The following is a 12,033-nucleotide window of genomic DNA, read 5'->3' as shown; positions in this document are numbered from 1 at the left end:
GGTTGTATTCACTCTGAGAAATATTAGGAAGTTTAAGGAAATAAAAAAGGGACAAACAAGATGTAAATCTTATTTGTCCCTTTTAGTGGGCCCTACTGGATTCGAACCAGTGACCCCCTGCTTGTAAGGCAGGTGCTCTGAACCAACTGAGCTAAGAGCCCTTTTTTTTGCTTTTTTGATAGTCTCGTTTGACCGTCATTGCGGGTGCAAATATAAGTGACAAATTTGAATTGACAATGAAAAAAACTAAAAAAAATTAAAAAAAATCTGATACCAGAAAAAGACTTCCAAATATAAGTATTGTATCTTTTTCTTTTGCAGTTGTTTGCGCTGATTTTAATGCTTCATGGGGATTTGAAAAAAAAGTGCGTTTTTGTAATAAATGCTCTGATCTTTTTTGTAATTCTTCAATACGGAAGGAACGCAGATTCGAAAAAGAGGTGAAATACAGATGTGAATTTTCAGGGAACAAAGGGAAGATGTTTTCAAGTTCTTTATCATTCGAAGCTCCATATACGATATGGAGTACCGCGGTATCTTTTAAATCCTGAAAGTTATCGAGCAATGCTTTTATACCTTCTATATTATGTGCACCGTCCAGAAACGTTTGAGGCGCATCAGATAATTTTTCCATTCTTCCCTGAAAAGAAGTATTTATCTTAACTTTCTGTAGCCCTTGTTCGATTGCTTTTTGAGCTGGTGCAATACGATTCATTTTTTCTAATTCAAGAATGGTAGCAACAGCGGTTGCGGCATTTGCCTGCTGAAAAATTCCGGTAAGATCCGTTTTATAGGATATATCCTGTTGTACCCAGTAGATAGTACTGTTCTTTTCTTTTGCAACGGATTCGAAAACTTCTTGTGTTTCTTCATCCTTTTCATAAATAACAACCGGAACTCCCGGTTTTATGATCCCGGCTTTTTCCCGTGCAATTTCCTTACGCGTATTTCCGAGGAACTGTTTGTGATCAAGACCTATATTGGTAATAACGCTTACAAGCGGACTAATAATATTCGTTGCGTCAAGTCTTCCTCCCATACCGGATTCCAGTATACAGAAGTCGCAGTTTTGCTCGTTGAAATAATCGACAGCCAGAGCAAAGGACAGTTCAAAAAAGGAGGGCGAATAATCCAGATTCAGAGTAGGTAACTTATGGTTAACCCAATTTACTACAGTTGTCTGAGGGATCATATTTCCGTTAATCCTGATCCGTTCCCGGAAATCTTTCAGGTGAGGAGAGGAAAACACGCCAACCTTATATCCTAACTCCATCAGGATGGAAGCGATCATATGCGATGTGCTTCCCTTTCCGTTTGTGCCTGCCACATGTATACATTGTAATCCGGAATGTGGGTTACCAAGTGCTTTAAGTAGTTTGGAAATTGTGTGTAAATCCGGTTTATAGGCTCCGGCTCCTTGATTCTGATACGACGGAAATTGCTTGAAAAGCCATTCCGTGGTTTCTTCGTATGTTTTCATTAATTCCGTCTGATTCGGATAGGGCCAGACAGTTCTCGTTTGGTAACACCTGCCCCTTCGCGTTTTTCAAAGCGCATACAGTTCTTTACACCCTGTATAGCTGCATTAATAACAGTTGCTGAACTTGTTGTTGTTTTTGTAGGAATATTTTCAGCCTTTATAACCTTACCGGTTTCGTCAATCCAAACTGTTAGATAAATATCCCCTTCTTCTGTTCCTGCTGAAGGAGGACAGGGGGGGGTGACTACTTTTCTTGTTCCCGAACCGGTTCCTCCGGGACCTGTTCCCGGGTTATTATCTGTTCCGCTTCCAAAGAGGTTTCCGCTACCTCCACCGCCTCCAGAACCACCTGATCCGGAAAATGTAAATGTAGGGTCGGGTTCAGGGTCGCTGGGTTTGGGATTTTCTACCGGCTTTTTACCTTCCTGACCTGTATTGTGTGTGAAAGTAGGTTCTTCCGAACTGAGTACCGCATCCCCCTGATCCGGAGGAGTGGGTTTCGGATCTTTTGTGTTGGCGGGAGTCCCTCCACCGGCATTAGCCTCAAAATCCTCTATAATCATTTCCTCATCCAATTCAATAGGAACTGGAATATCCTGTAGAGGAGGATCAGGTTCTGTAACAGAAAGGAAAAGCAATAGAATAGAGAGCACAGCTGTAAAAACTACAGCTGCAACAATACCTGTGTTTCGGTCCTTTTCTTCAACTACTTTTACTTCTGCCATACCATTTCATTTTACCGTTCAGAATTCTTGTCAAAGGCCAGAAGAGGTTTCCACCCCTGTACCTGAGCCAAAGAAATCAGTTTGAAAACAGATTCGTAAGAGGCATTTTTATCTCCTGCAATCTTAATTTTCTTTTCTTCTGATTCATTCATCAGAGTAATTAACTGATCCCTTGCTTCTTCATACGATAATTCCTGAGAAAGGTTATTGTCTATGAAATACGTATTGTCTGCTGTGATACCTACCGATGTCGGAGGCTTGGGTTGTTTTGAACTCGGAGCTCCTTTTTCAGCCTGAGGAAGATCCAGCGGAGTTTGCGGCTCGCTGAGTGTACTCATAATGATAAAGAACACCAATAGCAGGAAGACAAGGTCGGTCATTGAGGCCATTCCTGCTTCTGTTTTTATTTTATTGGTCGATCTCAGATTCATACTGCTGTTATTTTCCCGGTTCGTTCAATAAATCCATAAAGTCGATTGCGGTATTCTCCATTTTATAGACCACTTTTTCAATACGTCCTACAAGGTAATTATACCCAACGTATGAAATAATACCAACAATCAGACCTCCTACGGTTGTTATCATTGCTTGCATAATTCCCGGAGAAATCGTAGAAAGCTCCAAAGATTGCATACTTTTCATTTCAATAAATACATTTACCATACCAATTGTCGTTCCAAGAAACCCGATCATAGGTGCTGCTCCTGCTGAAGTTGCCAGAAAGTTAAGGCGTTGTTCAAGACGCATTACTTCCAGTTTCCCAGTGTTTTCAATGGAAGCAGCAATATCTTTCTGAGATTTCCCTAGTCGGCTGATTCCTTTTTCAACCATGCGAGCAGCAGGATTCTCTGAACGGGCACAAAGATCCTTTGCCGAATCAATTTTACCATCTTTCAGGTAGTCCTTGATTTTACTCATGAAATCTTTTTCCTCTTTCGATGCCCGGTTAACAGCCAGAAAACGTTCCACGAATATGTAAACGGCAATAACCGACATGATCATCAAAGGAATCATGATGAAAAGACTTTGACCGTTTTCCCCGGCAACAAGTTCCCACAGAGAGACTTCAGTCGTTGCTACCTGAATGTTCTCAGGAGTATCGATTTGTAAGAGTAATGGATTCATAGTTTTATAACGAATTAATTTTTGAAATAGTATTATGTATGCATTAAAATGAATACTAACGCTCCGGCAAAATAGCCTAAAATAGCGAGAAGAGAAATCTTTTTAATATACCAACCGAAAGAAATTTTCTCTAACCCCATAACTGCAACTCCGGCAGCAGAACCAATAATGAGAGCTGAACCTCCTGTTCCTGCACAATATGCTAGGAATTGCCAGAAAGCTCCGTCTGGTGCAAAAGCGCTTCCCATTTCAGGACTGATTTGGTACATTCCCTGTGCTGCTGCAACAAGCGGAACGTTGTCAACAATAGCAGATAGTAAACCAATTGTCAGGTTAATAGAGTATACATTTCCGTTAAATGTACTGTCCAGAATTCCGGCAGCCTGTACAAGAATACCAACTTCCTGAAGAGCAGCTACTGCCATAAGAATACCTAAAAAGAAAAGAACACTTGCCGAGTCAATCTTTCTCAGGATTGTCAATGGTGAAAGTGTTTTACGGTGTTCAGCAGGCTTGCTTTTGTGCATTAATTCAGTAACGGCCCATAAAATTCCAAGTGACAACATCATTCCTGTGAAGGGAGGAAGGTGTGTCAGGGTTTTGAAGACAGGTACAAATAATAGTCCTGCAAGCCCCAGGAAGAAAACGAAGGTTCTCTCAAACTCAGTTGTAGGGTTCAGATAGTGATCTGCATCATGAACTTTTACAGGACGTTCAACGTTTCCTTTTAAAATGAAAGAGGAGATAGCCAGAGGTAATATCATGGTTACCAAAGAAGGAAGTATCAGGTCTACTACAATTTTTGCGGAAGTAGGCAACTGACCACTGTTCCATAACATAGTAGTTGTGACGTCACCAATAGGAGACCACGCACCACCTGCATTTGCAGAAATTACGATCATTCCGGCAAAAAACCAACGGGTCTTTTGATCCTTTATGAGTTTTCTGATGACCGATATCATAACGATGGAAGTTGTCAGGTTATCCAGAGCTGCTGACATGAAAAAAGTCAGAAAACAAAGAATCCAAAGGAGCTTTACCTTATTGGTTGTCTTAATTTTGTCCGTGATCACCTGGAACCCTTCATGGGTATCGATGATCTCAACAATTGTCATTGCTCCCATCAGAAAGAAAAGAATGGCAGCGATATCAAACAGATGGTGTTCGAGTCCATGTCCGACAAAGTGATGAAGAAAGCTAGAGGTATCTTCTGCGTTTTTTGGATCTTCTTTTGATTTTCCATGAAGATCCTTTTCGTGCTTTACAATTTCTGTTTGCGCGTACTCTTCAAAACGGGGAAGACGGTGATCCAGTCCATCTTCTTTTACGACTTCTGTAAGTGGTTGAGAAGTGTCGACGTGAAGCGCCTGGGCAGGGTAGAGGGCATAGAGTCCCCAGCTGATCATACCGATTAAAAGGGCAGGAGCGGCTTTGTCAACATGTAGATTGTGCTCAAAGGCAATGGCAAGATACCCCAGCACAAAAACTACGATCATAAAAATTTCCATAGTTTTAGATTAATTGGTTTAATGCGATTTCAAATGCCGCCTTGGCGATGCCTGTCTTCGCTTTATTTTTGGTGTTTGTGTTTTGCAAAGCTTTTCGGATGGTTTCCGAGGTGTCTTCAAAAATACCTTCATCAGTGAGTGTATCAAGATCATTACTCATCAGGTAAGCAAAGACACGCGCCATTCCACAGTTAGAAATAAAATCAGGAATAACACTAATATGATTATCTGCGTAATCAGCAATAGGTCCAAAGAATATTTCAGGATCAGCAAACGGAACATTCGCCCCGGCTGAAATCACCTGAAGACCTGATTTGATCATACGATCTACCTGGTCTCTTGTAAGCAGTCGTGATGCAGCACAGGGAAGGAAAACATCTGCTTCAATATCCCATATTTTTGCGTTTGCTTCATCAAAGGAGAGCATTCCCTCTGCGTTCAGTTCATTACCGTTTTTAGTAAGGTAAAGCTCACGGATTTCTTCAAAAGAGAAACCATCTTCCTTTATGAGTCCTCCTACGCGGTCTATAATTCCTACAACCTTAGCTCCTTGCTGAGCCAGATAATAAGCAGCTGCGGAACCAACATTCCCCCAACCCTGAACAATTATTTTTTTATCTGTAACACCACCACCCCAAATCGAATAATAGTGTTTAACAGACTCTGCAACTCCATAACCGGTGATCATATCAGCGATTACATATTTTTTTGCAATATCAGGAGAGTAATCAGCTGTTTCAATTGCTTTTAGAACTCCCTGGCGTAATTGCCCTATGCGATTGATTTTCTGAGCTTCTCTGGGTTGGAAGTGTCCTGTGAAAACACCTTCCTGTGGATGCCAGATTCCACAATCTTCCGTAATTGGAATCACTTCGTGAATTTCATCAACGTTCAAATCTCCACCTGTACCGTAGTAGTATTTTAATAGGGGAGTAACAGCGGCAAACCAACGACGAAGAACGCCCTCTTTTCTGGGGTCTTTCGGGTCAAAGTTAATACCGGATTTAGCACCACCAATCGGGGGGCCGGCAACTGTAAACTTAACTTCCATTGTTTTGGCTAATGACTCAACTTCTCTTTTATCTAGCCCCTGACGCATGCGGGTTCCCCCTCCTGCTGCTCCTCCCCGCAGGGAATTAATCACTACCCAACCCTCTGCTTCTGTTTCACTATCTTGCCATTCAAAAACGATTTCCGGGCGTTTATTCTCGAATTTCTCTAATAAATCTTTCATCTGTACGTGGATTAACCTGACAAAAGTAAAAAACATATTGAACCGTCATTTTTTTCAGACAAAACTTTTTAAGAAAAATGAATTCAGGGTAAAAATTCGTTCCCGCCACATACATCTCTGTCGGCTCCGGTTACACTTTTTAAACAATTGGGGTGTCCGATTAGAAATAAAACGCCAAGAAAGGCAAACACAATTGCTTCTTTAAAGTCGATAAGTTGGCTGTCGGGAATAAGAATCTCCGAATTACTTTTTTGCCGGATTAATTCAATTAAGAATTTGTTTTTAGCGCCGCCTCCGGTAACCAAAACTTTTTGGGCTTTAAGTTCACGGATACTGCTCGCAATTTGTTCGCTGATATGATCGTAACAAATTCTCAGCTTTTCCTGGGCAGTCAGTTCATCAATTTCAAGAAGTGGTGCAAACTCTTCTTCTAACCATTCGGCTCCAAGCGATTTGGGCCATTTTTTAGAATAATAGGGTAAATGATTGAGTGTCGAGACAAGACCCGTATTCTGATTAGGAACTGAACGACCCAGCTCTCCATTGTGATCGTAAGGATATCCGATCAGTGAAGCATACATATTTAGTGGGAGATTACAGGGACAGATATCGAAAGCGATAGGAATATTATCCCGGATGGAGGTAATATTTGCAAAACCACCCAGATTCAAAAAGCTGTCCGCCCGATCACTGAATAATAATAAATCTCCAATGGGTACTAACGGGGCTCCTTGTCCACCTGAAAGGACATCTTTTTCCCGGAAGTTATTAATGGTTTTAATTCCTGTGAGCGATGCAATAACCTGGCCATTCCCTATCTGTACAGTGATCTTCTCAGATGGTTGATGAAAGATGGTGTGCCCGTGTGAAGCTATTGCATGAACAGTCGTGCGGTCAATTGTGAATTCATCTACGAAATTATTTACTGTTTCTCCTATAAACCTTCCGAGAACAATATCTAACTCTTTGAGAGCATACCCATTCAGCTCTTTTGCCTGACGTATAGAACGAATTAATTCTTCGGGGTAGGGATACGTTTTTGCGTAGTGCAATTCAAAACTCCATTTTTCTGATGATTTAGAAACGGGAGAAAATGTCGTGTAAGCTAAATCCAATCCGTCTGTTGAAGTTCCGGACATAACACCGATAAGGGAATAGGATGTCATTGCTATTTTTTTGCAGTTTTTTTCAAATTTAAAACTAAATTTGTAAGTCATTGTTGTAAAGAATAAAATAAGAACCATGAATTTTGATTTAACAGAAGAACAAATTGCGGTAAGAGACGCAGCTAGAGATTTTGCACAAAACGTGTTGAAGCCGGGGGTAATTGACCGTGACCGTGAACAGCGTTTTCCGGTTGAAGAAATTCGTCAGTTGGGAGAGCTTGGATTCCTTGGAATGATGGTTTCCGAAAAGTACGGAGGTTCAGGAATGGATACGATATCGTATGTTTTGGCAATGGAAGAAATCTCTAAGGTAGATGCTTCGACATCCGTTTGTATGTCTGTAAATAATTCATTGGTTTGCTGGGGACTTGAAACCTACGGTACGGAAGAGCAGAAAGAGAAATACCTTGTTCCGCTAGCAAAAGGAGAGAAAATCGGTGCTTTTTGTCTTTCTGAGCCGGAAGCAGGATCAGACGCTACTTCACAGCGTACAACAGCCGTTGATATGGGAGATTATTATTTGTTGAACGGAACAAAGAACTGGATTACGAACGGTAGTTCAGCGTCAACATATATCGTAATCGCTCAAACAGATGTTGAAAAAGGACATAAAGGGATCAATGCACTTATTGTTGAACGAGGGATGGAAGGTTTTGTCGTAGGTGAGAAAGAAGACAAAATGGGAATCCGTGGAAGTGATACACATACGTTATTGTTTAATGATGTTAAGGTTCCAAAGGCGAACCGTATTGGAGAAGATGGGTTTGGATTCACGTTTGCAATGAAAACACTTTCAGGAGGACGTATTGGAATTGCGGCTCAGGCTTTGGGTATTGCTTCAGGAGCATACGAGTTAGCTTTGGCGTATTCTAAAGAAAGACAGGCGTTCGGAAAAGAAATTTACAAGCACCAGGCAATTGCTTTTAAATTGGCTGATATGGCTACAGATATCGAAGCGGCTAGAATGATGGTAATGAAAGCTGCATGGGATAAGGATAACAAACGTAACTATGATACATCAGGTGCTATGGCGAAGTTATATGCTTCTCAGGTAGCTATGACACATACAGTGGAGGCAGTACAAATCCACGGTGGTTATGGATATGTGAAGGAGTATCATGTTGAACGATTGATGCGTGATGCGAAAATTACGCAGATATACGAAGGAACTTCTGAAGTACAAAAAATCGTTATTTCACGAAGCATTACTTCCGACAAATAGAAGGAAATACAATTGTAAAAAGAGCTGCATATAATTATGCAGCTCTTTTTTTATAGTATGTCTACACAGGTTTCAAGTTTGATCCCTCTTGATCCCTTTATCAGAATCAGTTTGTCTCTGGGTTGTGTCTCTAAAAGGTAATCCCTTATTATAGTGTTATCCTCAAAGTGTAAAATAGAATCCGGATGCTTTGTTTTTTGAAATTCTTTACCGACAAGCATAATCTTCCAGTCTTTAGCTGAGAGATAGTCGACAATTTTTTGATGCTCGGTATCCGATTCTTTTCCGAGTTCCAGCATGTCCCCTAATACGACCATTTTTGACCGATGATCTATTTTGTCAAACGATTTCAATGCGGATAGCATAGAAGTCGGGTTGGCGTTGTACGCATCGAGTATAAGTGTGTTATGTTCCGTTTTTTGTACTTGGGAACGATTGTTTGAAGGGATGTATTCAGTAATCCCACGATTGATTTTTTCAACCGGAACATTGAATTCAATTCCAAAGGTAATTGCTGCCAGAAAATTGTAAAAATTGTATTCACCGACCAAATGTGTAGCAAGAGTAGGCGAGACGTACGAACCGTATTGCCATTCAAATTCTGCAAAAGGTGTAAGTCGGATCAATTCTCCCGTAACTTCACCATTCTTTTTCCCGGAGTACGTTCTGACTGAATCATATTTTCCAAGTTGAGTCGTCAGAATTGGATCGTCCTGATTGATAATGATTTTCCCTGAAGTTTTCCGGATAAAGTCATACAATTCACTCTTTGTCCGGATTACTCCTTCTAACGAACCGAAACCTTCCAAATGAGCACGCCCGATATTGGTGATAATTCCATGAGTCGGTTCAGCTAATTCTACCAGTTCCTTTATGTCCCCGGGTTTGCTGGCTCCCATCTCGATAATAGCGATTTCGTGTTCGGGGTGTAACTTAAGAAGGGTAAGAGGAACACCTATATGATTATTAAGATTTCCTTCTGTAAAAAGAACCTCGTACTGTTGTTGCAGGACTGATGCAATTAATTCTTTGGAAGTTGTTTTTCCATTCGATCCGGTTATGCCGATTACAGGAATGGAAAACTTTTTTCGGTGATAATTTGCAAGGTTTTGAAGGAAGGAGAGGGTGTCTTCCACGTAGAAGATATCCGTATTATTTTCGAGTTCTTTTTCACTGGTGATGGCATACTTGGCACCACTTTGAATTGCTTGCTTTACGAATTGGTTTCCGTCAAAATTCTCTCCTCTCAGAGCGATGAACATACATTGCTCTGAAATCTTTCTAGTATCCGTTGAAATCCCGGTTGTTTCCAGGAACAGGTTATGTAATCTTTCCATATAAAAAAATACCCGAAGCGTTAACTTCGGGTAAATTTATAATAATTGTTCTAATTATTTTTTCTTTTTCTTCTTGTCGTTTCCAAGACCTGTAGGACTTCCTACACGATCCATCGCACAACGGAATCCAAGTGTACAAAGTGCTTTGTCTTCATCAAGGAATCTTCGCGCACTACCTACAATCCAGTAGGCACGATCCTGCCAAGAACCACCTTTGTAAACTCTTGATTTGTCAGAGATCAAGGTTGTTGGCCATGACGTTCTGTCTCCAGGCTTAACTTGTGCACCATCTAAACCAAATTCTTCATATTTGTTTTGGTACATCACAAGATCTGCATCGCGGGTGAATTGGTTAATCGCATTCTTTCTGTCTTCGTTATCGAAGTAGATAGAGCTTTCTATATCACCATCGTTGTAATCAATGTAGTCAGCACGGCGATAATTCAAACGACCGATATTCTCTTCTTCAGTTTCATTTCTCCACTTCAGACGACCTGGAGTGTTGATGATGAAATCTGAAATTCCTTCACGAAGCATAACGATAACTTCAAAAGCGTATTCTTCGTCTGGTCCTTCGCGGAAATCATCTTCGAAGATTCCATCGACAATTTCATCCTGAATTAAAGCAGAGGCTTCAATATCATATTTCTCGTTCTTAAGATCAATTGCACGGTCTACCACTTCATTGATTTTACGAAGAAGAGCCAACTCTACAGAATCCTTAACACGGCTGTGTGAGATAAACAATGGATCCGGAGCATATCCGTCAGGAACTTTGTTGCGGGACATGGTCTGTGATGAAATGTAAGCAGGTACTACTGTATCAGCAGGATCATGCTTCATTGCCGAAATACGTTGGTAACGTACACGCTCAAATTCGTTTAGATATTCCTTAATTCCATGAACATCAAATACAGTTTGTGTATTTTTCTGCTCAATAGCTCCAGCATTATTAAGAACTTTTGTTTTGAATACATTTCCTCGGAAAGGACGGAACTCATTAAAGTCTTCAGAAGATAACGGACGGTAAACATCTAATACCCATTCTGAAACGTTTCCGGCCATATTGTATAAACCGTAATCGTTAGGCCAGTATGCATTTACCGGAGCAGTAACATCTGCATTATCGTTAAGGTGTCCTGCGATACCCATGTAGTCACCGCGTCCACGAACAAAGTTCGCTCTAATATCTCCGTGGAATTCCTCTCCATCCTGACGAACCCAGTGTCCGTTCCATGGGTAAGTTCTTCTGTCTGTAATGTTTTCCGACTCAGGTCCAGGAAGGTTTCCGATAAGACCGTAGTAAGCAAATTCCCATTCTGCTTCAGTTGGGAGACGGTAGCGCGGAAGTAATATTCCATCTTCCATACGAACTACTCGTGTTCCGAATTTTTTACGACCTCTTCCGCTTCCATTTGCATTTGCAGGGTCAAGATCAATCATTGGATCTTTTACTCCGTTTTCGTATTGCCCGACCATATAGGATTCCGTTGTGAACGGATCATCCTGTTGATCAGGGTTCATATACAGAATCCCTTCACGGATAAGAATATACTCATTCACACGATCCGTACGCCAGTTACAGAAGTCGTTTGCCTGTAGCCAGGAAACTCCTACAACCGGGTAATCACGGTATGCCGGATGACGAAGATAGTACTCTACAAACTTTTCGTTGAATGCAAGAGGTGATCTCCATGAATTTGTATCAGGAAGAGCATTCTTGTAAATCAAAGGATAAGAAGGATAGGTTCTTTTTACCCAGTATAAATACTCCAACCAGTTAAAGTTTGTGATCTCAAACTGATCCATATAAAATGAAGAAACAGTCACACGACGGGGAACATTGTTCCAGTCGAACATCACATCCTGTTCATTTCGTCCCATTGTAAAGGTTCCACCTTCAACCAAAACAAGACCCGGTCCTGTTTCCTGATCTAAGAATGGTACCTTTTGAAAACCACCGTTTTTAGGATTGTTATAATCCCACCCCGTGATCTCCGAACGATCTTTGGCACAAGAGGTTGCCAGAAGAATGGCAGCTATTGCACCCCATCCAAAAAACTTAAGGTTTTTCATATTTTTGCCTTTGTTTTTCATAATCCTTACCACAAATATATGTTAATAACGTAGCTTTCTAAATTTGGTTACACAAATTTTTAGAAAGAAGGACATGACAGTGTCTTAAACGTTACCGGTTTCTTTTTACAATTTAAGTTAATTCCCATGGATACTTCAT

General features: G+C 40.8%; 10 protein-coding genes and 1 tRNA gene. 1 reads left to right on the top strand and 10 read right to left on the bottom strand.

Going from position 1 to position 12,033, the window contains the following annotated elements; translation table 11 throughout:
• Positions 1–86: 86 nt before the first annotated feature.
• The 8 genes from AC4PL9_RS05710 to AC4PL9_RS05675 all read right to left on the bottom strand — a co-directional run bounded on the left by AC4PL9_RS05710 (position 87) and on the right by AC4PL9_RS05675 (position 7,238).
• Positions 87–161: transfer RNA gene (locus tag AC4PL9_RS05710), tRNA-Val, on the bottom strand.
• Between the two features lie 95 nt (positions 162–256).
• Positions 257–1,480, bottom strand: a complete 1,224-nt coding sequence (locus AC4PL9_RS05705) for a bifunctional folylpolyglutamate synthase/dihydrofolate synthase (RefSeq protein WP_491603809.1) — start codon at positions 1,478–1,480, stop codon at positions 257–259.
• Positions 1,480–2,205, bottom strand: a complete 726-nt coding sequence (locus tag AC4PL9_RS05700) for a hypothetical protein (protein ID WP_491603808.1) — start codon at positions 2,203–2,205, stop codon at positions 1,480–1,482. Before AC4PL9_RS05700 ends, AC4PL9_RS05705 begins: the two co-directional genes overlap by 1 nt.
• A gap of 11 nt (positions 2,206–2,216) precedes the next feature.
• Positions 2,217–2,636, bottom strand: coding sequence for an ExbD/TolR family protein (locus AC4PL9_RS05695; RefSeq protein WP_491603807.1), 420 nt, complete (start codon positions 2,634–2,636; stop codon positions 2,217–2,219).
• Positions 2,637–2,643: 7 nt separating this feature from the next.
• Positions 2,644–3,330 carry a MotA/TolQ/ExbB proton channel family protein gene (locus tag AC4PL9_RS05690; protein WP_491603806.1) on the bottom strand — a complete coding sequence of 229 codons (687 nt, stop codon included), beginning with the start codon at positions 3,328–3,330 and terminating at the stop codon, positions 2,644–2,646.
• A gap of 32 nt (positions 3,331–3,362) precedes the next feature.
• On the bottom strand, positions 3,363–4,838 hold the full coding sequence (gene nhaD, locus AC4PL9_RS05685) for a sodium:proton antiporter NhaD (protein ID WP_491603805.1): 1,476 nt from the start codon (positions 4,836–4,838) through the stop codon (positions 3,363–3,365).
• A gap of 4 nt (positions 4,839–4,842) precedes the next feature.
• A complete protein-coding gene (locus AC4PL9_RS05680) occupies positions 4,843–6,072 on the bottom strand; it encodes a Glu/Leu/Phe/Val dehydrogenase dimerization domain-containing protein (protein WP_491603804.1) in 1,230 nt (409 codons plus the stop codon).
• Positions 6,073–6,155: 83 nt separating this feature from the next.
• Complete coding sequence (locus tag AC4PL9_RS05675) at positions 6,156–7,238, bottom strand: anhydro-N-acetylmuramic acid kinase (RefSeq protein ID WP_491603803.1); 1,083 nt, start codon at positions 7,236–7,238, stop codon at positions 6,156–6,158.
• A gap of 76 nt (positions 7,239–7,314) precedes the next feature.
• Between AC4PL9_RS05675 and AC4PL9_RS05670 the strand changes: the two genes are divergently transcribed.
• Positions 7,315–8,460 (top strand): acyl-CoA dehydrogenase, encoded by a 1,146-nt coding sequence (locus AC4PL9_RS05670; protein WP_491603802.1) that lies wholly within the window; start codon positions 7,315–7,317, stop codon positions 8,458–8,460.
• 50 nt (positions 8,461–8,510) lie between these two features.
• Here the strand turns inward: AC4PL9_RS05670 and AC4PL9_RS05665 are convergent, their stop codons facing one another.
• Complete coding sequence (locus AC4PL9_RS05665) at positions 8,511–9,797, bottom strand: UDP-N-acetylmuramoyl-tripeptide--D-alanyl-D-alanine ligase (RefSeq protein WP_491603801.1); 1,287 nt, start codon at positions 9,795–9,797, stop codon at positions 8,511–8,513.
• A 54-nt stretch (positions 9,798–9,851) separates the two neighbouring features.
• Positions 9,852–11,873, bottom strand: a complete 2,022-nt coding sequence (locus tag AC4PL9_RS05660; protein WP_491603800.1) for an SUMF1/EgtB/PvdO family nonheme iron enzyme — start codon at positions 11,871–11,873, stop codon at positions 9,852–9,854.
• Between the last annotated feature and the right edge of the window lie 160 nt (positions 11,874–12,033).

This window comes from Wandonia sp., assembly GCF_984588085.1.
This window is presented reverse-complemented; position numbering and strand designations above follow the sequence as displayed.